26 protein-coding genes and 2 tRNA genes are annotated in these 25,986 nt (G+C 68.9%); 20 read left to right on the top strand and 8 right to left on the bottom strand.

What is annotated here, in order from left to right:
- Positions 1–10: 10 nt before the first annotated feature.
- On the bottom strand, positions 11–1,273 hold the full coding sequence (gene hemA / locus C3942_RS11800) for a glutamyl-tRNA reductase (protein ID WP_104230548.1): 1,263 nt from the start codon (positions 1,271–1,273) through the stop codon (positions 11–13).
- A 152-nt stretch (positions 1,274–1,425) separates the two neighbouring features.
- On the opposite strand from hemA, the gene C3942_RS22855 reads away from it, so the two are divergent.
- The 13 genes from C3942_RS22855 to C3942_RS11735 all read left to right on the top strand — a co-directional run bounded on the left by C3942_RS22855 (position 1,426) and on the right by C3942_RS11735 (position 12,423).
- Positions 1,426–3,102 carry a tetratricopeptide repeat protein gene (locus tag C3942_RS22855; RefSeq protein ID WP_104230547.1) on the top strand — a complete coding sequence of 559 codons (1,677 nt, stop codon included), beginning with the start codon at positions 1,426–1,428 and terminating at the stop codon, positions 3,100–3,102.
- The gene (lolB, locus tag C3942_RS11790; RefSeq protein WP_104230546.1) at positions 3,099–3,731 is read left to right on the top strand and encodes a lipoprotein insertase outer membrane protein LolB; all 633 of its coding nucleotides are present in this window, start codon (positions 3,099–3,101) and stop codon (positions 3,729–3,731) included. The genes C3942_RS22855 and lolB overlap by 4 nt, the downstream gene beginning before the upstream one ends.
- Before the next feature lie 48 nt (positions 3,732–3,779).
- Positions 3,780–4,640, top strand: coding sequence for a 4-(cytidine 5'-diphospho)-2-C-methyl-D-erythritol kinase (gene ispE, locus C3942_RS11785; RefSeq protein WP_104230545.1), 861 nt, complete (start codon positions 3,780–3,782; stop codon positions 4,638–4,640).
- Between the two features lie 3 nt (positions 4,641–4,643).
- Positions 4,644–4,718: transfer RNA gene (locus tag C3942_RS11780), tRNA-Gln, on the top strand.
- A 167-nt stretch (positions 4,719–4,885) separates the two neighbouring features.
- A complete protein-coding gene (locus C3942_RS11775; RefSeq protein WP_104230802.1) occupies positions 4,886–5,839 on the top strand; it encodes a ribose-phosphate diphosphokinase in 954 nt (317 codons plus the stop codon).
- A gap of 210 nt (positions 5,840–6,049) precedes the next feature.
- A complete protein-coding gene (locus C3942_RS11770) occupies positions 6,050–6,442 on the top strand; it encodes a hypothetical protein (protein ID WP_104230544.1) in 393 nt (130 codons plus the stop codon).
- A 12-nt stretch (positions 6,443–6,454) separates the two neighbouring features.
- A complete protein-coding gene (locus C3942_RS11765; protein ID WP_104230543.1) occupies positions 6,455–6,997 on the top strand; it encodes a hypothetical protein in 543 nt (180 codons plus the stop codon).
- Between the two features lie 10 nt (positions 6,998–7,007).
- The gene (locus C3942_RS11760) at positions 7,008–7,922 is read left to right on the top strand and encodes a sigma-70 family RNA polymerase sigma factor (RefSeq protein WP_104230542.1); all 915 of its coding nucleotides are present in this window, start codon (positions 7,008–7,010) and stop codon (positions 7,920–7,922) included.
- Between the two features lie 87 nt (positions 7,923–8,009).
- Positions 8,010–8,708 carry a 50S ribosomal protein L25/general stress protein Ctc gene (locus C3942_RS11755; RefSeq protein WP_104230541.1) on the top strand — a complete coding sequence of 233 codons (699 nt, stop codon included), beginning with the start codon at positions 8,010–8,012 and terminating at the stop codon, positions 8,706–8,708.
- Positions 8,709–8,772: 64 nt separating this feature from the next.
- Positions 8,773–9,357 carry an aminoacyl-tRNA hydrolase gene (pth, locus tag C3942_RS11750; protein WP_104230540.1) on the top strand — a complete coding sequence of 195 codons (585 nt, stop codon included), beginning with the start codon at positions 8,773–8,775 and terminating at the stop codon, positions 9,355–9,357.
- A 17-nt stretch (positions 9,358–9,374) separates the two neighbouring features.
- On the top strand, positions 9,375–10,469 hold the full coding sequence (gene ychF / locus C3942_RS11745; protein WP_104230539.1) for a redox-regulated ATPase YchF: 1,095 nt from the start codon (positions 9,375–9,377) through the stop codon (positions 10,467–10,469).
- 163 nt (positions 10,470–10,632) lie between these two features.
- The gene (locus C3942_RS11740) at positions 10,633–12,264 is read left to right on the top strand and encodes a 3-(methylthio)propionyl-CoA ligase (RefSeq protein ID WP_104230538.1); all 1,632 of its coding nucleotides are present in this window, start codon (positions 10,633–10,635) and stop codon (positions 12,262–12,264) included.
- An 82-nt stretch (positions 12,265–12,346) separates the two neighbouring features.
- A tRNA-Met gene (locus C3942_RS11735) sits at positions 12,347–12,423 on the top strand.
- An 80-nt stretch (positions 12,424–12,503) separates the two neighbouring features.
- Here C3942_RS11735 and cueR read toward each other — a convergent pair.
- From cueR to C3942_RS11720, 3 genes are all read right to left on the bottom strand, one after another.
- On the bottom strand, positions 12,504–12,950 hold the full coding sequence (gene cueR, locus C3942_RS11730; RefSeq protein ID WP_104230537.1) for a Cu(I)-responsive transcriptional regulator: 447 nt from the start codon (positions 12,948–12,950) through the stop codon (positions 12,504–12,506).
- The gene (locus C3942_RS11725) at positions 12,937–15,354 is read right to left on the bottom strand and encodes a heavy metal translocating P-type ATPase (protein ID WP_104230536.1); all 2,418 of its coding nucleotides are present in this window, start codon (positions 15,352–15,354) and stop codon (positions 12,937–12,939) included. The genes cueR and C3942_RS11725 overlap by 14 nt, the downstream gene beginning before the upstream one ends.
- Positions 15,355–15,467: 113 nt before the next feature.
- Positions 15,468–15,659: a heavy-metal-associated domain-containing protein gene (locus C3942_RS11720; RefSeq protein WP_104230535.1), complete on the bottom strand. Its 192-nt coding sequence runs from the start codon at positions 15,657–15,659 to the stop codon at positions 15,468–15,470.
- Positions 15,660–15,852: 193 nt separating this feature from the next.
- Here C3942_RS11720 and C3942_RS11715 point away from each other — a divergent pair, with 193 nt between their 5' ends.
- From C3942_RS11715 to C3942_RS11700, 4 genes are all read left to right on the top strand, one after another.
- Positions 15,853–16,281, top strand: coding sequence for a hypothetical protein (locus C3942_RS11715; protein ID WP_104230534.1), 429 nt, complete (start codon positions 15,853–15,855; stop codon positions 16,279–16,281).
- 125 nt (positions 16,282–16,406) lie between these two features.
- The gene (locus C3942_RS11710; RefSeq protein ID WP_243393587.1) at positions 16,407–17,918 is read left to right on the top strand and encodes a TolC family protein; all 1,512 of its coding nucleotides are present in this window, start codon (positions 16,407–16,409) and stop codon (positions 17,916–17,918) included.
- Between the two features lie 49 nt (positions 17,919–17,967).
- Positions 17,968–18,225, top strand: coding sequence for a hypothetical protein (locus tag C3942_RS11705; protein ID WP_133164291.1), 258 nt, complete (start codon positions 17,968–17,970; stop codon positions 18,223–18,225).
- A gap of 104 nt (positions 18,226–18,329) precedes the next feature.
- Complete coding sequence (locus C3942_RS11700; protein ID WP_366516616.1) at positions 18,330–19,652, top strand: multicopper oxidase family protein; 1,323 nt, start codon at positions 18,330–18,332, stop codon at positions 19,650–19,652.
- 77 nt (positions 19,653–19,729) lie between these two features.
- Here the strand turns inward: C3942_RS11700 and C3942_RS11695 are convergent, their stop codons facing one another.
- Together C3942_RS11695 and C3942_RS11690 are read right to left on the bottom strand one after the other, a co-directional pair.
- The gene (locus tag C3942_RS11695; protein WP_104230532.1) at positions 19,730–20,758 is read right to left on the bottom strand and encodes an RNA methyltransferase; all 1,029 of its coding nucleotides are present in this window, start codon (positions 20,756–20,758) and stop codon (positions 19,730–19,732) included.
- Position 20,759: 1 nt separating this feature from the next.
- Positions 20,760–21,725 (bottom strand): DMT family transporter, encoded by a 966-nt coding sequence (locus C3942_RS11690; protein WP_436286240.1) that lies wholly within the window; start codon positions 21,723–21,725, stop codon positions 20,760–20,762.
- 161 nt (positions 21,726–21,886) lie between these two features.
- Here C3942_RS11690 and C3942_RS22295 point away from each other — a divergent pair, with 161 nt between their 5' ends.
- On the top strand, positions 21,887–22,225 hold the full coding sequence (locus tag C3942_RS22295) for a DUF2834 domain-containing protein (protein ID WP_165797425.1): 339 nt from the start codon (positions 21,887–21,889) through the stop codon (positions 22,223–22,225).
- Positions 22,226–22,303: 78 nt separating this feature from the next.
- Positions 22,304–23,023 carry a hypothetical protein gene (locus tag C3942_RS11680; RefSeq protein ID WP_104230529.1) on the top strand — a complete coding sequence of 240 codons (720 nt, stop codon included), beginning with the start codon at positions 22,304–22,306 and terminating at the stop codon, positions 23,021–23,023.
- 285 nt (positions 23,024–23,308) lie between these two features.
- Here C3942_RS11680 and C3942_RS11675 read toward each other — a convergent pair whose 3' ends face one another.
- Positions 23,309–24,667, bottom strand: a complete 1,359-nt coding sequence (locus C3942_RS11675; protein ID WP_104230528.1) for a flavin monoamine oxidase family protein — start codon at positions 24,665–24,667, stop codon at positions 23,309–23,311.
- Positions 24,668–24,732: 65 nt separating this feature from the next.
- Between C3942_RS11675 and C3942_RS11670 the strand changes: the two genes are divergently transcribed.
- The gene (locus tag C3942_RS11670; RefSeq protein WP_104230527.1) at positions 24,733–25,365 is read left to right on the top strand and encodes a TetR/AcrR family transcriptional regulator; all 633 of its coding nucleotides are present in this window, start codon (positions 24,733–24,735) and stop codon (positions 25,363–25,365) included.
- A 268-nt stretch (positions 25,366–25,633) separates the two neighbouring features.
- Here the strand turns inward: C3942_RS11670 and C3942_RS11665 are convergent.
- The coding region (locus C3942_RS11665) for an OmpA family protein (protein ID WP_133164290.1) at positions 25,634–25,986 on the bottom strand (353 nt) is incomplete at its 5' end.

Below are 25,986 nucleotides of genomic sequence, written 5' to 3'. Positions count from 1 at the left end.
CGCAGGGCCGCTAGGCCTGGTCGTCGGGAAGGTCGAACAGCTTGCGCGCCGCGTTCAGCAGCAGCGCCTGTTCGACGGCGTCGGCGCGCTTGAGCGCGCTGGACGGGGCATGCAGCAGCTTGTTGGCCAGCGTGTCGGCGATGAAGGCCATCACCTCTTCCGGCTTCTCGCCGGAAGCGAGCTTGCGGTGGGCCTTGTCCAGAACCTCGTCGCGCACGCTGCGGGCACGGGCACGGATCTGCTGGATGGTGGCGCCGGCATCGCGCGTCTCCAGCCAGCGGCCGAATTCCAGTGCCTGCGACTGGATCAGCACCTCGGCCTGCTTGGCGGCCTCCTCGCGCAGCTTGAGGTTCTCCGCCACCACGGCGCGCAGGTCGTCCACCGTGTAGAGATAGATGTCCTCGAGGTCGGCGATGCGCGGGTCGATGTCGCGCGGCACGGCGAGGTCGATCATGAACACCGGCTTGCGGCGGCGGCTCTTGACCGCGCGCTGCATCACTTCCTTGTGCAGGATGGTGCCGCGCGCGGCGGTGCAGGACACGATCAGGTCGGCATCCGCCAGGTAGTTCGGCAGGTCGTTGAGGCTGATGGCGTAGCCGTGGACCTCGCGCGCCAGTTTCTCGGCGCGCTCCAGGCTGCGGTTGGCCACCACGATGCGGCCGACGCCATGCTGCTGCAGGTGGCGGGCCAGCAGTTGGGTCATCTCGCCGGCGCCGATCAGCAGCACGGTCTGGCCGGACAGGTCGGCGAAGATGCGCCGCGCCATCTGCACGGCGGCGTAGGCCACGGACACCGGATGGGCGCCGACCTGGGTCTGGCTGCGCACCAGCTTGGCAACGGCGAAGGCGTGCTGGAACAGGCGCCCCAGCACCGGGCCCAGGGACTTGATCTCGCTGGCCAGGGCGAAGGATTGCTTCATCTGGCCCAGGATCTGGGGCTCGCCCAGCACCATGGAATCGAGCCCGGAGGCGACCCGCAGGCTGTGCGTGACGCTGCCCAGGTCGCGGTGCGAATACAGGTACTTCTCGACGTAGCCCTCGGGGGCCTGGCGCTCGCGGCGCCACCACTCCAGCAGGCGCGACTCCTCCCCCAGTTCGGCCACCGCCATGATCTCGGTGCGGTTGCAGGTGGACAGGATGGCGGCCTCGGCCACGCCCGGCAGGGCACGCAGGCGCGTCAGGGCCGCCGGCAGGTCGGCTTCTGCAAAGGCCATGCGTTCGCGCGCCTCGACCGGCGCGAGATGGTGGCTGAGACCCAGTGTGATTAAGGCCATGGGGCTACCGGAAACAATTCAGCAATTTTAACGGGTTCGCGAATCTGCTGCCTGCCTGGCTACCGACCTCACGAACTGAACCCCGGCGGGGTGATAATGTCTGTGATCCATCGCCCGCGCCGGTTTTCCCCGTGATTTCCAGAACTTTCCCGATGCAACTCCTGGGCCTGAGCGCCCTCCTGCTGGTTTCCGTCCAGACCCTGGCGGCCGAGCAAGCCAGGACCGCGCAGACGGCTCCCTTCGCCTCCCAGGAGGCCAACGCCCAGTTCCACGTCATGGCCGGCGAGATGGCGGCCAACCGCCAGCAGCCCGCCGTGGCGGCCCAGGAATTCCTCAAGGCCCTGGCCATCACCCCCGATCCGGACCTGGCCCAGCGCGCCACCCAGCTGGCGCTGCTGGCCAAGGACGCGGGGCTGGCGATGCAGGCCGCGCAGCGCTGGCTGGTGGTGGAACCCAATGCCCTGGAGGCCCGCGAGGTCATCGCCCGGCTGGCCCTGGAAGCCGGCGACAAGGCCGAGGTGCAGCGCCAGGCCGAGGCCATCGTGGAGGGCCACGCCGGCGGCCGGGACGACGGCTACCGCCACGTGGCCCTGTTGCTGGCCCAGGCCGGAAACGAGCAGGGCCCCGCCGTGCTGGAGGTCATGAAGCCCCTGGCCGGGCGCGAGCCCCAGCGTGCCGGCGCCCAGCACGCGCTGGCCCTGGTGGCCCTGCGCTATGAAGACCTGCCGCTGGCCGAGACCTCGGCGCGCAAGGCCGTGGAGCTGTCCAAGGGGGCCGAGGAAGAGACCCTGCTGCTGGCCGGCGTGCTGGTGCGCCAGAAGAAGCTGGACGAGGCCACGGCCCTGATAGACAAGCTGGCCGCCGGAACCAAGGGCGCCACCATCCGCTACGCCTACGCCCGCCTGCTGCTGGAAGCCGAGCAGCGCGACGCCGCGCGCAGCCAGCTGCAGAAGACGCTGGCCGCCAATCCGAAGATGGACGAGGCCCGCTTCGCGCTGGGCGTGCTGGCCGTCAGCGACCAGCAGTACGCCGAGGCGGAGAAGTACCTGCAGCCGCTGATGCAGGGCGAGCGCGTCCAGGAGGCCGCCCTGCAGCTCGGCCGCATGGAGGAATCGCGCAAGAACTGGGCTCAGGCCCTGGCTTACTACGCCAAGGTCACCACCGGCATGCCGGCGGTGGAGGCGCTGATGCGCCGCGCCTCCGTGCTGGCGGAGAACGGCCAGATGGCCGCCGCCCGCTCGCTGCTGGCGCAGGCACGGGACCAGTTGCCGCCGCTGGGGCCGCGCTTCTACCGCGCCGAGGCCGAGATCCTGATCGACGCCAATGAGAATGCCGAGGCCCTGAAGCTGCTCGACGAAGCGGTGGGCGACTATCCGGAGGATGGCGACCTGGTCTACAGCCGCTCCCTGGTGCACGAGCGCCTGGGCCAGCTGCCGCTGGCGGAGAAGGACCTGCGCAGCCTGCTGGCGGAGAACCCGGACGACGCCCGCGCGCTCAACGGACTGGGCTACATGCTGCTGGTCCACACCAAGCGCCTGGACGAAGCCACCGAGATGATCCGGCGCGCGCATACGCTGGAGCCCGAGGATGCCGCGATCATCGACAGCCTGGGCTGGGCCGAGTACAAGCGCGGCCGTACCCGGGAGGCGCTCACCTGGCTGCAACAGGCCTACGATAAATTCCCCGACCCCGAAGTCGCCGCCCACCTGGGCGAGGTGCTGTGGGCCCTGGGCGAGAAGGATCGTGCCCGCGACATCTGGGACAAGGCCCTCGCCGACGATCCCGACCACCGTGTGCTGAAGGAAACGGTGCAGCGGCTCGCCCGATGAGGCTCGCATGGTGCGGCGTTGCCGCCGCCAGCCTGCTGGCGGGCTGCGCCCTGTTCAAGGGTCCGGACATGCCGCAGCCCCCCTCCGAAGCACGCTGGCAGGAGCGCAAGGCGGCGCTGGAGCGGATCGACCGCTTCAGCCTGCAAGCCCGCGTCGCCAGCAGCGGCAGCCTGGGCATGAAGGGCGAACTGCGCTGGCAGCAGAACCCGGATGACAGCTTCGACCTGCGCCTGGCGGGCCCCTTCGGCGTCGGCGCACTGAGCATCGCCGGCAATCCCTCGGTGGTGGAGGTGCGCAGCCGCGAAGGCAGCCAGGTCACGGCGGACCCGGAAGCCTGGCTGCGGCGCAAGCTGGGCTGGACCCTGCCGATCGCCGGGCTGCGCTACTGGGCCCTGGGCCTGCCCGCCCCCGCCTCGCCCGCCCGGATCGAGCTGGACGCCGAGGGCGAGATCGCTGCCCTGGAGCAGGATGGCTGGCGCCTGGAATACGACGAATACCAGCCGGCAGGCCCGGTGACGCTGCCGCGGCGCTTCCAGCTGGCCAGCCCGGACGTGACGATCAAGCTGGTGGCCGACCGCTGGGAAGGCCTGCCGGGCGCCGAAGCGCCGGACGCTCCCCCGGTACAATAACGAGAACGGCCGGAGACGGACCTCCCGCCCTGCCCATCAACAAGACCAATGACCCTCGCTCCCTTCACCAACGAATTCCCCTGGCCGGCTCCGGCCAAGCTGAACCTGTTCCTGCACGTCACCGGCCGCCGCAAGGACGGCTACCACGAGCTGCAGACCCTGTTCCAGTTCCTGGACCACGGCGACAGCCTGTTCTTCGTCCCGCGCGGCGACGGCCAGGTGGTCCGCCAGAACGCCCTGCCGGGCATCGACCCGGAGCAGGACCTGGCGGTGCGGGCCGCCCGGCTGCTGGGCCGGCTCAGCGGCGCCGGCCTCGGCGCGGACATCCGCATCGAGAAGCGCCTGCCCATCGGCGGCGGGCTCGGCGGCGGCTCCAGCAATGCCGCCACCACCCTGGTGGCGCTGAACCGGCTGTGGAACACCGGGTTCACCACCGCCGAACTGGCCGAGATCGGCCTGCAGCTGGGCGCCGACGTCCCGGTGTTCGTCCGCGGGCTGGCCAGCTGGGCCGAGGGCGTGGGCGAGCGGCTGGCCCCGGTGGAGATGCCGGAGCCCTGGTACCTGGTGGTGGTGCCCGACGTCTCGGTCAGCACCCAGGAGATCTTCCAGGCGCCCGAGCTGAAGCGCGACTGCCCCCGCGTCACGCTGGACGACTACCTCGCCGGCCGCACCGGCAACGTCTGCGAGCCGGTCACCACCGCCCGCTATCCCCAGGTCAAGGCCGCCCTGGACTGGGCCCGCGGCCAGGGCCCGGCGCAGATGTCCGGCACCGGCGCCTCGGTCTTCGTCAGCTTTGCCGAACGCGCGCTCGCCAGCGCCGCCCAGAAGCAGGTTCCGGCCGCGTGGAAGAGTTTTGTTGCGCGCGGGCTGAATCACTCACCGCTCACCGGTATAATGCGCGGCCTGTGATGTTGGGGCGTCGCCAAGCGGTAAGGCAGCGGGTTTTGATCCCGCCATTCGGTGGTTCGAATCCATCCGCCCCAGCCACAGTTTCGAATGGCCGGCAGCTGGCAACCGAACGATCCCGATCATCGGGGCGAGGTTCGAATCCATCCGCCCCAGCCGTTTCTTACTTCCTTTCTTTCTAGCCAGGATCGACGGGGCGCTGCATGAACTCCTATTCCGACAGCGCCACCGCAGAGGCGAACGTTTACATGGCCGACTCCAAGCTGATGCTGTTCTCGGGTAATGCGAATCCCAAGCTTTCGCAGGACATTGCCAATTACCTGAAGCAGCCGCTGGGCCAGGCGGTGATCTCGCAGTTCTCCGACGGCGAGATCCAGATCGAGATCCAGGAGAACGTGCGCGGCAAGGACGTGTTCGTGATCCAGCCGACCTGCGCGCCGACCAATGACAACGTGATGGAGCTGCTGCTGATGCTGGACGCGCTCAAGCGCGCCTCGGCCGGCCGCATCACGGCGGTGATCCCCTACTTCGGCTACGCCCGCCAGGACCGCCGCCCGCGCTCCACGCGCGTGCCGATCTCGGCCAAGGTGGTGGCCGACATGATCGGCGAGTGCGGCGCCAACCGCGTGCTGACGGTGGACCTCCACGCCGACCAGATCCAGGGCTTCTTCGACATCGCCGTGGACAACGTCTACGCCAGCCCCGTGCTGCTGGGCGAGATCTGGCGCCAGAAGTACGAGAACCTGATCGTGGTGGCCCCGGACGTCGGCGGCGTGGTGCGCGCCCGCGCCGTGGCCAAGCGCCTGGACGACGCGGACCTCGCGATCATCGACAAGCGCCGGCCCAAGCCCAACGAATCGCGCGTGATGAACATCATCGGCGACGTCACCGGCCGCACCTGCGTGCTGGTGGACGACCTCGCCGACACCGCCGGCACCCTCTGCAAGGCCGCCGAGGCCCTGAAGGAAGCCGGCGCGATCAAGGTGGTGGCCTACATCACCCACCCGGTACTCTCGGGCCCGGCGATCAGCAACATCAGCAAGTCGGTGCTGGACGAGCTGGTGGTGACCGACACCATCCCCCTCTCCGACGCCGCCAAGGCCTGCCCCAAGATCCGCCAGCTGTCCATCGGCGGCCTGCTGGCCGAGACCATCCGCCGCATCAGCGCGGAGGAGTCGGTGAGCTCGCTGTACGTGGATTGAGCCGCGGCGGGTTTCAAGCGAAAGCCCCTCCCTGCGAGGGGCTTTCTGCTTTCCGGGGATACAGGGGTATTCATGCAGGAGCCAGCTTGCCGGCGACCTCTCGCACCCGGTCGCCAGCAAGCTGGCTGCTGCATGGCACGCCGTGTCATGTCACAACCTGCGCAGCCGGCTCGTCTTGTCCGTGAACCCCCTCACCGGAGCACACGAGCGATGCGAAACCCGATCCTGGCCGTCCTGGGCCTCGGCCTGCTGGCCAACGGCCTGTTCATGCTGCTGGCGCCAGCGTCCTGGTATCCGGCGGTGCCCGGCGTCAGCGCCACCGGGCCCTACAACCCCCACTTCATCCGCGACATCGGTGCCGCCTACAGCGTCTCCGGTGCCGGCCTGCTCGCCCTGCTGCGCTGGCCCCAGGCCTGGCCGGCCGCCATCGCCGGCAGCGCGTTCCAGCTGCTGCATGCCCTGATCCATGTCTTCGACGCCCTGCAGGGCCGCGTCGCCGCGGGCCACCTGCTCAATGACGCCCTGCTGGTCGTGGTCCCCGCCCTGGCGGCGCTGGCCCTGTCCTGGCCGCGCAAGGCCGCCCCCGCCGCCCGTTACGCCTGAGGAACCGCCGCCATGATCAAGCCCCTCATCAACAGCCAGATCTCGAAGTTCGAGCGCGCGTACGATTACGACATGTCCTACGCCCGCGAACTGCTCGCCGCCGACCTGAAGGCCGTGCTGCTCTTCAACAAGGTCATGCCCCTGGCGAAATACCACCGCGACATCCCGGTAGATGCCTGGTTCACCGCCAAGATCGTCGGCGGCCTGCACGAGGACTGCGGTCCCTGCACGCAACTGGTGGTGCGCATGGCCGAGCAGGCCGGCGTGCCGGCCGAAACCCTGCGTGCCGTGGTCGGCCGCAGGCCGGAGCAGCTGCCGCCCGATGCCCGGCTGGCCTACCGCTTCGCCGAGGCCTCGCTGGCCCGCAGCCCGGAGGCCGATCCGCTGCGCGAGCAGGTCCTGCAGCGATGGGGCCGGCGCGCGCTGGTGTCGATCGCCTTCGCCCTGGTGGCGGCACGCATCTTCCCGACGCTGAAGTACGCCCTGGGCTACGGCAAGACCTGCCTGCGCGTGGAAGTGGGCGGGCGGCCGCAGGCCGTGACGCAGACGGCCTGACCCGCGCGCCATGTCCGCCAGCGCCCAGCCCGATCCGGCCGCCAGCTTCGAGCCCCACCGGGGCTCCCTGCTGGGCCTGGCCTACCGCATGCTCGGCTCGCGAGCGGAGGCCGAGGACGCGGTGCAGGACGCCTACCTGCGCTGGCACGCGGCGGACCGCGCGGCGGTGGAGCAGCCGCGCGCCTTTCTCGCCCGCACGGTGACGCGGCTGTGCCTGGACCAGCTCAAGTCGGCGCGGCTGCAGCGCGAGGAGTACATCGGCCCCTGGCTGCCGGAGCCGCTGCTCGACGACGCGGCCCTGGCGCCGGACGCCGCCAGCGAGTACGCGGATGACCTGTCGGTGGCGCTGCTGCTGACCCTGGAGCGCCTGTCGCCCCTGGAACGCGCCGCCTTCCTGATGCACGACGTCTTCGACCTGGACTACCCCGAGGTGGCACGCACCCTGCGCCGCAGCGAGGAGGCCTGCCGCCAGCTGGCCTCGCGCGCCCGCAGCCAGGTGCGGCGCGAGCGGCCGCGCTTCCGCCCCTCCGCCGAGGAGTCGGCGCGGCTGACGCAGGCCTTCGTGATGGCCCTGGGCGGCGGCGACATCGAGGGCCTGAAGCAGGTGCTGGCGGACGACGCCGTGTTCTACTCCGACGGCGGCGGCAAGGTGCCCGCGGCGCTCAAGCCGGTGCGGGGTGCCGAGCGCATCGCGCGCTTCCTGACCGGGCTGGTGCGCAAGCCGAAGATCGCCCGGCGCCTGGTCTCCGGCCCCCTGAACCTGCGGCTGGCCAGCATCAACGGCATGCCGGGCATCCTGCTGTACATGGCCGGGCGCCTGGCCCAGACCTATGCGCTGGACATCCGCGACGGCCGCATCGCGGCGGTCTACGTGACGCGCAATCCCGAGAAACTGGCCCGGCTGCAGCCCGCCGGGCAGGCCTGAACTCGCGGCGCGGGGCCGGTTCCAGTACAATTTGCGCCCTTCCGTCTGGTCGCGGGCGGAAGCCCATTGATTTTTCGAGAGATTTCCATGAAACAGAACTTTACCGTCATCGCCGAAACCCGCGCGGACGAAGGCAAAGGTGCGAGCCGCCGCCTCCGTCGCGAGGGCAAGGTTCCCGCCGTCCTCTATGGTGGCAAGGACAAGGCCCAGAGCATCGCCGTCTCGCACAACGAGATGTGGAAGAGCCTGAAGGTTGAAGCCTTCTACTCGCACATCCTGACCCTGACGCTCGACGGCCAGTCGCAGCAGGTGGTGCTCAAGGCCCTCCAGCGTCACCCGGTCGACGAGACCCTGATCCACATCGACTTCCAGCGCATCCTGGCCGACCAGATCCTGCGTCGCGCCGTGCCGCTGCACTTCAAGGGCGCCGACGTGGCCCCGGGCGTGAAGATCGGCGGCGGCATCGTCGAGCATCACCTCAACCAGGTGGATGTCGAGTGCCTGCCGAAGGACCTGCCGGAGTTCCTGGAGATCGACCTCTCGGGCCTGGAACTGAACGACGTGGTGCACCTGTCGCAGATCAAGCTGCCGGAAGGCGTCTCCCTGGCCGAGCTGAAGCATGGCAACGACCAGAGCGTGGTCGTGATCCATCTGCCGCGCGCCGCCAAGGAAGAAGAGGTCGCCGCCGCCCCTGCCGCCGCCGAAGTCCCGGCTGCGAACCAGAAGGCTCCGGATGCCAAGGCCGCCGCCGCCGCTCCGAAGGCTGCTGCCCCGAAAAAGAAGTAAGGCCGTCTGGACTGAACAGACCCGTCCGTCCGCTTTGGCCGGACGGGTTTTTTGTTGAACCGCCATGTCCTCTCCCGCCCTTCGCGCCATCGTCGGTCTCGGCAATCCCGGGCCGGACTACGCGCGCACGCGCCACAACGCCGGCTTCTGGTTCGTCGACGAACTGGCGCGCCGCCATGGCGGTACGTTCCGGGTGGAGTCGAAGTTCCACGGCGAACTGGCGCGCGTGAAGATCGCCGGGCAGGACACGCTGCTGCTCAAGCCGTCCACCTACATGAACCGCAGCGGCCAGGCGGCCCAGGCGCTGGCGCAGTTCTACAAGCTGCAGCCGGCCGACATCCTCGCCGCGCATGACGAACTGGACCTGCCGGTGGGCACGATGAAGCTCAAGTCCGGCGGCGGCCATGGCGGCCACAACGGGCTGCGCGACCTGCACAAGGTGTTCGGCGAGGGCTACCAGCGCCTGCGCGTCGGCATCGGTCATCCGGGCGACAAGAGCCTGGTGCACAACTACGTCCTCAACCGCGCCTCCAAGGCGGACGAGGATGCCATCCTCAACGGGATCAGCCTCGCCGCGGACGCGATCGAGACCTGGTTCACCAAGGGTTGGGAGCGGGCGCTGACCCAGCTCCACACCGCAACGAAATAAGCGAAGCAAAGGACACCATGGGCATCAAGTGCGGCATCGTCGGTCTCCCCAACGTCGGCAAGTCCACCCTGTTCAACGCGCTGACCAAGGCGGGGATCGCGGCGGAGAACTACCCGTTCTGCACCATCGACCCCAACGTCGGCATCGTTCCGGTGCCGGACAAGCGCCTCGACGCGCTGTCCGTCATCGTCAAGCCGCAGCGCGTCGTGCCCACCACGGTGGAGTTCGTGGACATCGCCGGCCTGGTCGCGGGCGCCTCCAAGGGTGAGGGCCTGGGCAACCAGTTCCTCGGCCACATCCGCGAGACCGACGCCATCGCCCACGTCACGCGCTGCTTCGACAACGACGACGTGATCCACGTGGCCGGCAAGCCCGATCCGATCCGCGACATCGAGATCATCAACACCGAGCTGGCGCTGGCGGACCTCGACAGCGTCACCAAGGCGGTGGAGCGCATCGCCAAGACCGCCAAGGCCGGCATCAAGGAAGCAGTGGCCAAGCACGACCTGCTCAAGCGCGTGCAGGCCCACCTGAACGACGGCAAGCCGGTGCGCTCGCTGGCGCTGGAGCCGGAAGAGAAGGTGCAGCTGCGCGAGTTCTCCTTCATCACCGCCAAGCCGGCGCTGTACATCGCCAACGTCGACGAGGCCGGCCTGCAGAATGGAAACGATTACCTCAAGCGCGTGAAGGAATACGCCGCCGCCGAGGGCTCCGAGGTGGTGCCGGTCTGCGCCGCGATCGAGGCCGAGATCGCGCAGCTGGACGACGCCGACAAGCTCGCCTTCCTCGCCGACCTGGGCCTGGAGGAAGCCGGCCTGGACCGCGTGATCCGCGGCGCCTACCACCTGCTGGGCCTGCAGACCTACTTCACCGCCGGCGTGCAGGAAGTGCGCGCCTGGACCGTGAAGCTGGGCGCCACCGCGCCGCAGGCCGCCGGCGTGATCCACACCGACTTCGAGAAGGGCTTCATCCGCGCCGAGGTGATCGGCTACGGCGACTACATCCAGTACAAAGGGGAGGCCGGAGCCAAGGAAGCCGGCAAATGGCGCCTGGAAGGAAAAGAGTACATCGTGAACGAAGGCGACGTGATGCACTTCCGCTTCAATGTCTGAACCGGTCAACGTGTAGGAAAAAGGGCCCGCGCAAGCGGGCCTTTTTCGTTTCCAGGCATCCGTCTATTGCCCTTTGCGTCAAAACCGGCAAGGATTTCAGCAATACCCGCGCCCAGACGCGGGGCTCAGCCACCCGTCTTTTGTCACGTTTGAGGAGAATACGATGTCGTCCGTGCTCATGGGCCAGATGATGGACCGCCCCCTGCTGATCTCGTCGCTGCTGCTGCACGCCGAGCGTTTCCATGGCGACACCGAGATCGTCTCGCGCACGGTCGAGGGCCCCATCCATCGCTACACCTGGGTCGAGGCGGCGCGCCGCGCGCGCCAGGCCGCCAAGGCACTGGAACGGCTCGGCGTCCGCCAGGGCGACCGCGTGGCCACGCTGGCCTGGAACGGCTACCGCCACCTGGAGCTGTACTACGCCATCTCCGGCACCGGCGCGGTGATGCACACCATCAATCCGCGCCTGTTCCCCGAGCAGGTCGCCTGGATCGCCGACCATGCCGAGGACCAGGTGCTGTTCTTCGACATCACCTTCGCGCCGCTGGTGGACGCGGTGGCCGCCAAGTGCAAGACCGTGAAGACCTGGGTGGCGCTGACCGACCGCGCGCACCTGCCGGAGATGAAGAACGTCAAGCCGCTGTCCTACGAGGACCTGATCGGCGCCGAGGATGACCGCTACGTGTGGCCCGAGTTCGACGAGCGCGCCGCCGCCTGCCTCTGCTACACCTCCGGCACCACGGGCAACCCCAAGGGCGTGCTGTACTCGCACCGCTCCACCCTGCTGCACACCTTCGCGGTGCCGCTGCCCGACGTGATGAACCTTTCGGCACGCGACGTGATCCTGCCGGTGGTGCCGATGTTCCACGTCAACGCCTGGGCGCTGACCTATGTCGGCGCGATGATCGGCGCCAAGCTGGTGTTCCCCGGCGCGGCGCTGGACGGCGCCAGCATCTGCGAACTGTTCGAGAACGAGAAGGTGACCTTCAGCGCCGGCGTGCCCACCGTGTGGCTCGGCGCCCTGCAGCACCTCAAGCAGACCGGCAAGAAGCTCTCGACGGTGAAGCGCATGGTGGTGGGCGGCTCGGCCTGCCCGCCGGCGCTGATGGAGGCCTTCGAGCGCGACTACGGCATCAAGCTGATCCATGCCTGGGGCATGACGGAAATGTCGCCGCTGGGCACGGTCTGCACGATGAAGAACCGTCACCTGGAACTGTCGAAGGAAGAGCAGTTCAAGGTCGAGCTCAAGCAGGGCCGGCCGCCCTTCGGCGTGGACCTGAAGATCGTGGACGAGGACGGCAAGGAACTGCCGCGCGACGGCCAGACCTCCGGCGACCTGCTGGTGCGCGGCTACTGGATCGTGGACCAGTACTACAAGGGCGACAAGAGCCCGCTGCAGGGCGGCTGGTTCCCCACCGGCGACCGCGGCACGCTGGATTCCGACGGCTACCTGACCATCACCGACCGCAGCAAGGACGTGATCAAGTCCGGCGGCGAGTGGATCGGCTCCATCGACCTGGAGAACATCGCCATGGCGCATCCGGCGGTGGCCATGGCCGCCGTGATCGCGGCCAAGCACGCCAAATGGGACGAGCGCCCGCTGCTGGTCGTGGTGAAGAAGCCCGGCGCGGAAGTGAGCCGCGACGAGATGCTGAAGTTCTACGAGGGCAAGATCGCCAAGTGGTGGACGCCGGACGACGTGGTCTTCGTCGACGCCCTGCCCCTGGGCGCCACCGGCAAGGTGCAGAAGAACAAGCTGCGCGACGAGTTCGGCGAGCGCCTGCTGACGGCCTGAGGTCCACCGGGGCCGGCCTTGGCGGGCTGGCCCCGGTTTGGCATTTACGTGGGGTTTCCAACCACTTACAATGCGCGCCCCCGGTGATGTAGCTCAGACGGTTAGAGCGCGGCACTCATAATGCTGAGGTCGGTGGTTCGATTCCACTCATCACCACCAAATCCCGATCCCAAGATGTCCAGGGTATCCGTAACCCAGCGTAATTGCTGGGTTTTTTGTTTCCGGTGCCCTATCCCCCGCTACCGCGGCCCGCCGAGATCCTCCAGGATCGGACAATCCGGCCGGTGATCGCCGTGGCAGGCGTCGATCAGGTGCACCAGGGTGTCGCGCATGCCCTGCATTTCCGCGATCCGCGCATCCAGTTCCTCCACGTGCTGCGCGGCCAGGCGGCGCACCTCGGCGCTGCGCCGCCGGCTGTTCTGCCACAGGCCCAGCAGGGCCTCGATCTCCTTCATCGAGAAGCCCAGGCCGCGGCCGCGCCGGATGAAGCGCAGGATGTGCAGGTCGCGTTCGGTGTAGATGCGGTAGTTGGACAGCGTGCGCTCCACGCGGCTCAGCAGGCCGAGCGACTCGTAGTGCCGGATCATCTTGGCCGTCACGCCGGTCGCCTCCGCGGCCTGGCCGATGTTGTGGTAGCCGCTGCTGCGGGCTTCGGCGTTCTCCAGGCTTGGCTTAGCGCGGGGCATCCGGGTCTCCTCCTTTCAACTGTTCCACAGGGCGCCACCGGGACAGCGTCAGCGCGTTGGTGACGACGCTCACGCTGCTCAGGGCCATGGCCGCACCGGCCACCATCGGGCTCAGCAGACCCAGCGCCGCCAGCGGGATGCCCGCCACGTTGTACAGGAAGGCCCAGAACAGGTTCTGGCGGATCTTGGCGTAGGTGCGGCGCGAGATGTCGATGGCGGCCGGCACCAGGGCCGGATCACCCCGCATCAGCGTGATGCCGGCGGTGTGCATCGCCACGTCGGTACCGGTGGCCATGGCGATGCCGACGTCGGCCGTCGCCAGCGCGGGTGCATCGTTGATGCCGTCGCCCACCATGGCGACGCGGCGGCCCTGCTCCTTCAGCAGTTGCACTTCATGCGCCTTGGCCGCCGGCAGGACCTCGGCGCGGACCTGGTCAAGGCCCAGCTGCTGGCCCACCGACCGCGCGCTGCCCCAGTTGTCGCCGGTCAGCAGGACCGTGCGCACGCCCTGTCGTTGCAGCACTTCCACCGCGGACCGCGCCGTCGGCTTCAGGGAATCGCCAAAGGCCAGCAGCGCCAGCAGCCGCGGCGCTGCGGAGATGTCGGCGACCCAGGAGATGGTTCGGCCCTGGGCCTGCAAGGCCGCGCTGCGCTCCTGCAACTGCGATTCCTGCAGGCCCAGCTCGATCATCAGCCGCGTGCTGCCCAGCACCAGCCTGCGCCCGCCCACGACCCCCTCCAGTCCCCGCCCCGGCAAGGCGCGGAACCCGCTGACCGTAGCGGGAGCCAGGTGGCGCTGCTCCGCCGCCGCAATGACGGCGCGCGCCAGCGGATGCTCGCTGCCGGACTGCAGGGCCGCCGCAACCGACAGGCTGTCCGCCTCCTCCCCTTCCAGGGCTTCCAGCGCAACGAGCTCGGGCTGGCCGGCGGTCAGGGTCCCGGTCTTGTCGAAGACCACGGTATCCACCCGGTGCCCCTGCTCCAGTGCCTCGGCGTCCTTGATGAGGATGCCGAACCGCGCCGCCACGCCAGTGCCGGACATGATGGCCGTCGGCGTCGCCAGGCCCAACGCGCAGGGACAGGCGATCACCAGTACCGCCACGGCATGCAGGATCGCCGCCTCCCAGTCGCCCGCGGCCAGGCCCCAGCCCAGCAAGGTCGCCGCGGCAATCGCCAGCACCACCGGCACGAAGACCGCGCTGACGCGATCCACCAGTTTCTGGATCGGCGCCTTGCGGGCCTGTGCCGACTCCACCATGCGGATGACACGCGACAGGGTGGACTCGGCCCCCACGGCGACGGTTTCGGCCACCATCAGCCCCTCGCCGTTGACCGATCCGCCCGTCAGGCGGCTCTGCGGCTCCTTGGCCACCGGCATGCTCTCGCCGGTGATCAGCGACTCGTCGACATGGCTGCGGCCTTCCAGCAGCTTCGAATCCACCGGGATGCGTTCACCGGGACGGATCACGACCAGGTCACCGATCTTCACCTGGGCGAGCGGCACCTCGCGGTCCTCGCCGTTGCGGCGCACGCGCGCGGTCTCCGGGCGCAGCGCCTGCAGGGCGCGGATCGCCTCCGTGGTCTGCCGCTTGGCCCGGGCTTCCAGCCACTTGCCGAGCAGCACCAGCGTGATCACCACCGCCGAGGCCTCGAAGTAGAGCGTTTCGGCCGGCCGCCCCATCAATACCTGGTACACCGACAGGCCATAGGCCGCGCTGGTCCCGATCGCCACCAGCAGGTCCATGTTGCCGACGCCGGCCCTGAGCGCCTTCCAGGCAGCGCGATAGAAGCGCGCGCCAAGCAGGAACTGCACCGGCGTCGCCAGGGCCCATTGCAGCCAGGCCGGCAGCATCCAGTGATGGCCGGACAGCATGCCGATCATGGGCAGCAGCAGGGGCGCCGACAGCAGTGCCGCGGCGGCGACCGGCGCCCAGCCGGGCCGGCCGCGCGACGCCTGCGCGGCCGGCGCGGAATCCCTGACGGGGCGCGCGACATAGCCCGCGCGCTCCACCGCCGCGCCGAGCGCAGCCGCGGCCGCTTCACCGCTGACCCTCACCGTCGCGCGCTCGGTCGCCAGGTTGACGGAGGCTTCCAGCACGCCCGGCACCTGCTGCAGCGCCTTCTCGACCCGCCCGGCGCAGGACGCACAGGTCATGCCCTCGATCGCAAGCTCCACCGTGCTTTCCACGATGCCGTATCCCGCCCCGCGGACGGCTTCCTGCAGCGATTCGAGCCGGGTACCGTGATCCACGCTCACGGTGGCGTTCTCCATCGCCAGGTTGACCGTGGCCTCGCGCACGCCCGGCACCTTGGCCAGGGCCTTCTCGACACGGGACACGCAGGAGGCACAGGTCATGCCCTCGATCTGGAACTGCCAGAGTTCGGCTGCAGCAGGGTTGTTCATCGGGAATCTCGACTGGATGGGGACACTCTAGGGACTGCAGGCTGGGGCTTGCCATGATGGGAAGGTCAAGGCGCCAGGGGATTGCGTCCCGCAGGCGCCCCGCCCGCCGCGCTTCATCGCGCCGGGTAGCCGGCCTCGCTCAGCGCCTGACGCAGGCTCGCATCGGAAGCCGTGGACTCCACGCTCAGCGTCTTGCCGGCCAGGTCGATCTGCACCCGCGCACGCGGGTCGGCGGATTGCACCGCCCGGGTCACGCGGGCCACGCAGTGGCCGCAGGTCATCGTGGGAACATGGAACTGGTACATGGTGCTTCTCCGTCTCGGGTCCGGCATTGGACGGGGATACTCTCCACCTTCCCATGATGGCAAGGTCAAGCGATACCCTCGTCGAGGCTCCTATAACCCCGGAGCCGGCTCCAGGCTCAAGCCTTTTTCCTGGGTGCAGCTGGTGAACTTTCTCCCCTTGCCAGCGCCTAAGCGCAAGGAAGAAACTACGCATATGCCCCTGCTCAAGCCCCTGCTCGCCCTGCTGCTCGCCTGGACGTTCTCGTTCCAGGCTATGGCCGGCGTCGTGGGTTCGTCCTGCCGGCATCCCGCGGGGCCGCAGCAGCCGCAGGCGCTCGAAGCGATGCCCGCCGGCCATGCCGGCATGCATCACGACCACGCTGCCATGCAGCAGGGCGAGCACGCCGGCCACGTCATGGCCCAGGCCGCGGACGATGCCTCCGGCACGGCCCCGGCACCCGGCTGCGACTGCGGCTGTGACTGCGCCATGATCGGCTGCAGCGGCAGCGGCCCCGGCATGGCCGCCGGTCTTTCCCTGTCCGCTCTCGTTCCTCCTGCCGAAAGCCTGCGCGCCTTCCCGGCGCCCGCCGCCACCTCCGGCGCCTACATCCTCGACCTGATCCGCCCGCCCAGTATGTCCTGAGTCGAAGCCGCGTCTGCGGCGCAGGTGAACCCTGCCCGCATGCCCGCGGCCCCGCCGTGGCCCGAGCGCCGCGGCCCTTCGCTCATGGATTCCTGGGAGGCTTTGTGGTTCCCCGAAAATTTCTGTTGGTACCGGCGCTGTGCGCAGCGCTGCTGAGCGGCTGTGCGAGCATCCCGTCGGACTGGGGGCGCTCGCAGGTCGCCGATCTCGCGCGTTCGCATGGCCGCCCGATGCCGGCCGGCGACGACGCGGCCGCCTTCACTCGCCAGGCGCTGCAGCGCCCCCTCACCGCGGAAACCGCGGTGCAGCTGGCGCTGCTCCACAACCCCGGCCTGCGCCGCGACACCGCCGGGCTCGGCTTTGCCGCCGCGCAGGTCTACGACGCCGGGCGCCTGGCCAATCCCGTGCTCAGCGCGGCGCGGATTTCGCCCGGCGATCCCGCGGCGGCCAATCCCCAACTGACGCTCGGCATCGCCATCAACTTCGTCAACCTGCTGTTCCTGCCGGCCAACTCGCGCTTCGCCGGCGCGCAGTTCGAGAGCGCCAAGCTGTCCCTGGCCCACAGGACCCTGGAACTGGCCGGCGAGGTCGAGGCGGCGTACTACCAGGCCATCGGCGCCGAGCAGCGCGCCCAGATGCGCGAGGCCGTGGCCCGCGCGGCGGATGCCTCGGCCCGCCTGGGCCAGCGCTACTTCGATGCCGGCAACATCAACCGGCGCGAGCTGGCCCTGGAGCAGGCTTCGTCCAGCCAGGCCGGACTCGATGCGCTCTCCGCCCGGCTCCAGGCGGTCGAGGCCCGCAGCCGCCTGCAGCGCCTGATGGGCCTGCCCGCGGCCCAGGACGGCTGGACGCTGGAAGCACGCCTGGCCGAGCCGCTGCATCACGAGGACGAGCTCGACACGCTGCTCCAGCTCGCGGCCGGCTCGCGCCTGGACGTGGCCAGCGCGCGCAGCAACGCCGAGTCCCTGTCGGCGCGCTACGGCCTGGAACGCCGCACGCGCTGGATCGACGGCATCCAGCTGGGCGTGGAACGGGAGAAGGACTTCGACGGCAGCATCAACGTGGGACCCACGCTGGAGCTGGAACTGCCGCTGTTCAACTGGGGCGGCGGACGCGTCGCCGCCGCGCGGGCCTCGCTGGCCCAGGCCGAGGCCGATCTCGACGCCGCGGTACTCGACAGCGGCAACGAGGTGAAGCTGGCCCATGCCCGGCTGCTGTCGGCCAGGAGCCGCGCCGCACGCTACCGCGACGAGCTGATCCCTCAGCGCGAGGCCGTGGTGGCCCGCATGCAGGAAGAGGTCAACTACATGCTGGTCGGCGTCTTCGAGCTGCTGGTCGCCAGGCAGCAGGAGTACGAGGCCTACGCCGGCTATCTCGAAGCGGTGCAGGACTACTGGGTTGCCCGCGCCGTGCTCACGCAAGCCGTGGGACGCCGCCTGCCCAGCAGCGACCAGCCCGCCGCGGCGACGCTCGATCCGGCGGAGCTGACACGGCCCCGGGACGAGCCCGCCGGCCACTCCGGGCACGCCATGCCCGGCATGGACCACTCGCAGCACGGCGCTCCGGAGCACTCCGGCCATGGCATGCATCACGCCGCGCCGGCCTCCGCCGGCCAGGAGCCGCCGCATGTCCACTGACACCCTATCCCCCGACGCCCCCCGGCGTCAGACGCACTGGAGTCACACGATGAACACGAGCCTCCGCAGCGCCCTCGCGGCCGCCGCCATGCTTTTCGCCCAGGGCGCCTGGTCCCACGATCCGGCAGAGCACGCCAGGGAAGCGGCGGCGGCCAAGGCCGGGCCTGACTGCGCCTCGATGAAGCGCATGGACCTGTCGGAGATGGACCCGAACGACCCCGTGACGAAGGCCCTGCACGAGCGCTGCAGGGGCCACGGGAAGCCGGACGGCGCCAAGCCCTCCTCCACCGAACACGGAGGCCACTGATGGTCACGCGACGCGATCTGCTGCAGATGATGGGCGCCGGCGGCGCCGGCCTGCTGGCCGCCGCGCCGGCCCTCGCCCAGCACGAAGGACACGACATGGCGGGCATGGATCATGCCGCGGCCGCACCGCCTCGCGCAGCGCCGGCGCCCGCGCCGGCCACGCTCAAGCGCCATCCCCAGGGCTACCTGCCGGTGCGCACGCTCAACGGCTGGACGCTGCCCTACACGCTCAAGGGCGGCGTGAAGGAGTTCCATCTCGTGGCCGAGGAGATCGAGCACGAATTCGCGCCTGGCTCCCGCGCGAAATGCTGGGGCTACAACGGCACCACGCCGGGCCCGACCCTCGAGGCGGTGGAGGGCGACCGCGTGCGCATCTTCGTCACCAACCGCCTGGGCGAGCCCACCACCGTGCACTGGCACGGCATCGACCTGCCCAACGGCTTCGACGGCGTCGGCGGCCTGAACCAGCCGCACATCCAGCCGGGCGAGACCTACGTCTACGAGTTCACCCTCAGGCAGCACGGCTCGCACATGTACCACCCGCATGCCGACGAGATGACGCAGATGGCCTTCGGCATGATGGGCATGTTCATCATCCATCCCCAGGCGGGCGAGGACGTGCCCATCGACCGTGACTACAGCTTCCTGCTGCACAACTGGGCGCTGCACCCCGGCACCTACCGGCCCGATCCCAGCGTGATGCAGGACTTCGACCTGTGGACGTTCAACAGCAAGACCTTCCCGGCGATCGAGAACCTGGTGATGCGCACCGGCGAACGCGCCCGCATCCGCGTGGCCAACCTGTCGATGTGGAACCACCCGATCCACCTGCACAGCAATCCCTTCTGGGTGACCGGCTCGGACGGCGGACGCTGGCCTCGCTCCCAGTGGCGCCGCGAGGTCACCGAGATCGTCGGCGTCGGCCAGATCCGCGATCTCGAATTCGTCGCCACCGAGCCCGGCGACTGGGCCCTGCATTGCCACATGGCCCATCACACCATGGGCCCGATGGGGCATGGCATCCCCAACCCGGTGGGCGTCGACCAGAGCGGCGTCGAAGCCGACATCCGCAAGCTATTGCCCGGCTACGGCGCCATGGGCCGCCACGGCATGGCCGAGCATGGCGCCCATGTCGCCATGGGACTCAAGGGCCCGGAGAACACGTTGCCGATGATGGCCGGGCAAGGGCTCTACGGCCCGATCGAGATGGGCGGCATGTTCACCCTGCTCAAGGTGCGCGACGACCAGGCACCGGGCGACTACCGGGACCCAGGCTGGTACCGCAATCCGCCGGACAGGATCGCGCGCCGCGTTTCCAGCGACCCGGATTTCGGCAACCCGCCGCGGCGCGATCCCTACGGGCCGCGCCCGGAACCCGCGGCGGCGCCGGCCACGCCGCCGGCGGACCATTCCCGGCACGGCGGCTGATGCCCGCAGGACATGAAACTCCTCAAGAGGGTCCGGCGCCTATCCGATGGCGGCCGGCGACACCCATCGAAGGACGGTCACGATCGCGGCGGCGGCGTGGCCGCTGCCTTGAGGCGCGCGGCACGCGCGCGCAGCTGCCCGCAGCCGCCCTCGACATCCTGGCCAGCCGACTGGCGCAGCTTGGTCAACACGCCGCGCCCGTGCAGGTCGCGCGCGATCGCGCGGGCACGCTCCCAGCTCGGGCGCCTGAAGGGCAGATCGTCGACCGCGTTGTAGGGAATCAGGTTGAGTACGGCATAGCGGCCCCGCAGCAGGCGCACGATGCCGTCGAGTTCCGCCGGGCTGTCGTTGATCCCGTCGAGCAGGGTCCACTGGTACTGGATCGGGTAGCCGGTGCGGCGCGCGTAATCCTCGCCCAGGGCCACCAGTTCCTGCGGCGCCATGCGCGGCGCGCGCGGCAGCAGCTGTTCGCGCAGGGCCGCGTCGGTGGTGTGCAGCGACAGCGCCAGCGCGGGCTTCACCGGTCCCCGCGGCAGGCGCTCGAACACGCGCGGATCGCCCACCGTGGAGAACACCAGGTTCTTGTGGCCGATCGCGCCGCCCGTGCCGAGCAGTTCGATCGCCTCCAGCACCGCATCGAGGTTGTGCGCCGGCTCGCCCATGCCCATGAACACCACCTTCCGGACCGGCCGGCGCTGGCGCGCGAGCACCACCTGGGCCACGATCTCGGCGCTGCCGATCTGGCGGATCAGCCCGGTGCGTCCGGTCATGCAGAAGACGCAACCCACCGCGCAGCCCACCTGGGTGGACACGCACAGCCCCTCGCGGGGCAGCAGCACGCTCTCGATGGTTTGGCCGTCGCGCAGCCCGAGCAGCAGGCGTTCCGAACCGTCCTCGCTCGGGTGGACCGAGCGCAGCGCCGCCAGGGCGGCCAGGTCGGCCTGCAGCGCCGGGAGCGCCTCGCGAAGGCTGCGCGGCAGGAAGTCCTCTGGATTGCGCTTGCGGGTCTGCGCCGCTCCCTGCACCCACTGGCGCAGCACATGCCGCTCGTGGATCGGCGCGGCGCCGGCCTGTCGCAGCCGTTCGCGAATCTGTGCGATCTGCATGCTACTCATGCCCCGCCGTGATCGCCGTCGTGATCCGCGCGCTGGGCCGGTGCGCGGCCAGGCAGGACAGCACCGAGGCCAGCACCAGGCCGACGGCCAGGGACTCCAGCAGCGTCGGCCCCCGCTGTTCCCAGAGAAAGCCGTACAGCAGCGCGAACAGGGTCTCGAACAGGATCATCTGGCCCACCATCGTCAGCGGCAGCAGCCGCGACGCCTGGTTCCACAGGCCGTTGCCGACGATCGAGGACAGCAGGGCGAGGCCGGCGCAGACCGCGCCGTAGCGCAGCCAGTCGGCCTGCGTGTGGGCCCCTGTCTCCAGCAGCAGGGCCGGCAGCAGCAGGAGCAGGCCCTGCACGCCGGTCACCACACCGATCAGCAGGCTCCAGTCATGCGAGGAGATGCGGTCCAGCCGGGCGAGCTGGCGGCTGTTGCCGACCGCGAAGCTGGTCCAGGACGCCAGCGCCCCGAAGGCGCAGAGCAGACCCAGCAACCGCTGCCCTCCCCCGGACTCCGCGCCGGCCTTGCCGAGCGTCTCGGCGCCGATGCAGAGCACGCCGGCCGCGCTGAGCAGCAGCGACGGCGCCAGGCGGCGCAGCGGCACCGCGCCCTGGTCGCGGCTGCCGATGATCGTCACCGCCACCGGCAGGAAGCCGATCACCAGCGAGGTCATCGCCACCCCGCCGAGCTGGACGGCGTTGGCCAACAGCACGTAGTAGAGCGTGTTGCCGAGCAGGCTGAGCCAGGCCAGCGTCAGCCAGTCGCGCGGAGCCAGCCCGGCGGCGAGGCGGCGCCAGGCCGGCAGGATCAGCGCGACGGCGAACAACCCGTAGGTCAGGTAGCGGCCCGCCGCCAGCATCATCGGGCTGAAGCTGCTGGCCACCTCGGGGGCCACGAACACCAGGCCCCACAGCGCGCCGGCCGCGATACCGCAGGCAATGCCCAGGAATGTGTTGCTGCGAGCGGAAATGGATCGGCTCCTCGTCGGGCGGCAATTATGGAGGAAAAGCCCGGCTCACTCGTTTGCGCGAGGCCGGCCGCCGCAGGGGGTGCAAGGCTCGGTACCGGACGGAGCAGGCCCCTGCGGCAGCGGGACCGGACTCCGGGGGAGAAGCGCGGAGGAGGCTTGCGATGTCGATTCGTGAATGGCTGTACGGACTCCTGGCCCTCGCGGCCACGGTGATCGGCTGGTACTACAACCTGCAGTACCTGCAGCAGCCGGATCCCGGCTGGATCGACTGGATCCGCCAGTGCCTGGTGAATCCGGCCACCACCTCCGCGCTCGCGGACCTCAGCTTCACCTACGCCATCGTCGGCATCTGGATCGTCGCCGAATCGCGGCGGCTGGGAATGCGCCGGGCCTGGCTCTTCGTGCCGGTGACGGTCTTCGTCAGCCTCGCCCTGGGCCTGTTCCTGGTCCTCCGCGAGCGCCGCCTGCGCCAGTTGCCGGCCGCGGCCATCCCGGGCTGATCCCCCGCCAGGCGGGGTGGTGTGCAGGGCGCCGGGCTTGCCTCAGGATGCGGCCGGATTCCACCCTCCGGACAACCGATGAATGCCCTCCTGCGATCCTGTACCCTCGCCCTGCTGCTGCTCGCCACGGCAGCAGGCGCCGCGCCGCCCGCGAATGCCGACGAGGTGCTGGACCGCTACATCGAAGCGCTCGGCGGCCATGAAAAGCTGGGACGCATCCAGTCGCGCGTCATGGAGTCGAAAATCTCGCTGGGCTGGCTGAGCCTCGGCCTGACATCGCGCATCCTCCACCCCAACCGCTTCGAGGAACAAGCCTCCATCCTCGGCCAGGGCGGCGGCAGCGGCTACGACGGCAAGACCGGCTGGACCCGCCGGGGCAGCAAGGTCACCGTCGTGCAGGGCAAGGAACTCACGCGCATGCTGCGCGGCCACAGCCTCGACTGGTACCGCCATTTCGCGCAGTGGTATCCCACCCGCCGGCTGCTGCCGGACACCCAGGTGGACGGCGTGAAGCTGCACGTGGTGGAAATGATCTCCGACATCGGCGACCGCCAGGTCTGGCGCTTCGATGCAGACACCGGCCTGCTCAGGCAGATGGAAGGCAGCCAGCAGGAAGACCCGAAGAAGCCGCCCGTGACGGTGATCTCCAATGTCGGCGACTACCGTGAAGTGGACGGCATCCTGCTGGCCTTCAGGGTGACCGGCACCGAGGGCAGCCGGAAGTTCAGCCTGACGGTGGAGTCGGTGCAGCACAACCTGCCGCAGGAGCCGATCCGCTTCCCGGGCGAGAAGAAGTAGCCTGCTGGCGGCACACCGGAGCGGACCGCCTGGAGCCCAAGGCAAGACCATACGCCCATCCCAGGACAAACCCGCGAGTCCTGGCGCCCTCCCTCCGGGAGAGGGCTGGGGTGAAGGGCGCGGGGACGGCGTGGTTGACGTTATTGAAGATCAGCCCGAAGCGGAAGTTGATATTCAAAGACTGATCGCCGAGTAGCAGACATTCAGCTCAGGCTCGGCATCGCCTCTAACGGCAGTCGTGTATGCGCGAAGCAGACCCTTGTAGAAAAGGCGCAGCCCCGCGAACTACCCTTGCGCCAACAGAACTTCCCCGGAGGCGCGAATGCCCGATTGCAGGGCGCCATCCAGATAGCCCGCCCACTCGTTCGCCGTTTCCGATCCCGCCCAGTGAATGCGGCCACAGGGCTCGCGCAGCGCGCTGCCGTACGTGGTCATCACGCCCGGTGGCATATGCGCGACGTAGCCGCCCAGGCTCCAGCGGTCTTGCGTCCAGTCCTGGTCCACATATGCCAGTGGCTGTGCGGCTTCCGCGCCGAAGTACTTCACCAGGTCGGACACTGCCTGCGTGCGCCTGGCTTCTTCCCCGTGGGCGCTCATCTCCACGGCATGTGCGGCATCCATGAATCCCACCAAGATGCCCAGGCTTTCGTCGGGTGGTGATTGATCGAAGACCGCGCTGAAATGAAGGTCGTTGCTGAACGCCATGCCGCTCAATCCTCGCCTGCGCCAGAACGGCGACTCGTAGGCGACATGGATCTTGATCACGGAACCCATTGGCATCCGCTGCAACAGTCCGAGACGACGCGTACTCAACGGCCTGGCATAGTGGACCTGCGCCGCCAGCGCGGGCGGAACCGTCATGACCAAGCGCCTGGCCGTGTAGCGAGCCTCGGGTGTGGTGACGCGGACATGATCCTCGTGCTGTTCGATCTCCTGCACCGGAGAATCGAAGATGATGCTCCCACACAGGCGCTCCGCCATGCGCCGGGGAATCTGCCAAGCACCGCCCACGAACTTGTCCTGCTGCGCTCCGCCCTCGACGCCGGTGGCCACCTCCAGACCATGGGCCTGCCGCATGAACTCCAGCAGGCAGAGATAGGACACTTGGGATGCCTCTGCGCAGAACAATGTCCGCGTGATGGCGCGCAGCAGTTCACGCGCCGCGTGCGTGCGCACGTTCTTCAGTATCCAGCTCTCCACCGACTGCGCGTCCCACTCCCTCGCGCGCGGCGCAGACCAAGGCGCGTCCGTCGGGAGCGTGCGGGATTCCCGCTTCCAGCGCTGCTCCAACAGTCCCACCTCAAGCAAAGAGAACAAGGGCAGCTTGGGGATGGTGGTTCTGGATTCCGTCAGCTTGCCGTCGAGCCGCATCAGGGCTTTGCCTCGGATGTACTGGGAATAAGTCTTCACGCCCAGCTCCTCGGCCTGTTTCAGCAGCGACTTCTGCCCCGGCCCCACCCATTGGCCGCCCAGGTCGATCACCTGGCCACAGATCTCACCCGGCTTGGAACGGCCGCCGACGCGGTCCCGGGCTTCCAGCACCAACACCTTGCGACCCGCAGCGCTGAGTTCGATGGCGGTCTTCAGTCCTGCGAGACCCGCACCTACTACAATCACATCCCAGGTCGAATTCAGATGATCCATGCGTTTATCTTCGGTAAAACTGTTGGATTTATAATAATGAACGCGTTCACTATATTCAAGAGACAATGAAGACCGGCACACCAAAAACAAGGCGCGGCCGGCCCGCGCGCAGCGATCAGCAGGCCGCGGCCAGCCGCAGCCTGATCGTGGAATCCGCCCGCAAGCTGTTTGCGGAGGAAGGGTATGAGGGCGTGTCCATGCGGAAGATCGCTGCGATCGCCCAATGCTCGCCGGCCGCGCTCTACACCCTGTTCCCCAACAAGCGCCAACTGCTGCGCGGCATCTGGGAAGAACTGTTCTCCGAGTTACTGGTGCAGTTGGAAAGTGCCTACGCGACCAGTGGCACGCAGTATCGTGTGGAAGCGGTCTGCTTGGCCTTCGTCGATTTCTGGCTGCAGCGGCCTGATGAATTCCGTGCGATCTTCATGATTGAGGACCGACTGCAAGGCGAGCAGGATCGCTACTTCGTCGACAGCGCCCAAGTGCTGCCGCGTATGGCCGTCCTTCGTCGCGGCATTACAGAAGCACAGTCGCGCGGCGAACTGCGCGCCGGAGACCCTGAGGAAATCCAGAACGTGCTGTTATGCGGTGTGCAGGGCATCGCGGTCAGCTTGATCGCGATGCCGGAATTTCCCTGGGGGGATCCTGACAAACTCAAGCGCGCGACGATCCGCGCATTAGTCATCGGGTTGCGCTGAACACCCGGAAAGCAAGCGATGCGCGAGCGCAATTTAAGGTCTGCTCCTGGAACTGTTTGGATTCGCCGCCGCAAAGCGGTTCCTCACGAGGGACTGGAAGTGGCACTTGGCGGTCAATGCACAACGACAAGAATCTCCAAGCGAGGCCTGGGCCGGACAAAGAAAAAACCCCGCCGGTCAGGGCGGGGTTCGGTCCATCAAACCGCAGATCTCTTCGCCAGGATCCCCGGCGCTCTGGCGCCGGGGCCCCTCCACGCGGAGATTTGCTTTACTCGAGCACCTTGAGCTCCACGCGGCGGTTCTCCTCGCGGCCGGCCTCGGTGTCGTTGCTGTCGATCGGGCGGGTCTCGCCGTAGCCCACCGGGTTCATCCGGTTGGCCGGGATGCCGCGGCCGCCCAGGTAGGTCTTCACCGCGTTGGCACGGCGCTCCGACAGGCCCAGGTTGTAGTTGTCCGAGCCCACGGAGTCGGTGTGGCCTTCCAGGTCGACCCGGATGCTCGGGTAGGCCTTCAGGGTTTCGCCCACTTCGTTGAGGATCAGCTTGGCCGGCTCGGTCAGGCGGTCGGAGTCGAACTCGAACTTCACGCCGCGCAGGATGAAGTTCTTGTCCAGCGCGCAGC

This window comes from Solimonas fluminis, assembly GCF_002930645.1.
In the GTDB taxonomy this organism is placed as follows: Bacteria; Pseudomonadota; Gammaproteobacteria; order Nevskiales; family Nevskiaceae; genus Solimonas_A; species Solimonas_A fluminis.
The sequence above is the reverse complement of the archived record's forward strand: the minus strand, read 5'-3'. Positions and strand labels throughout refer to the sequence as shown.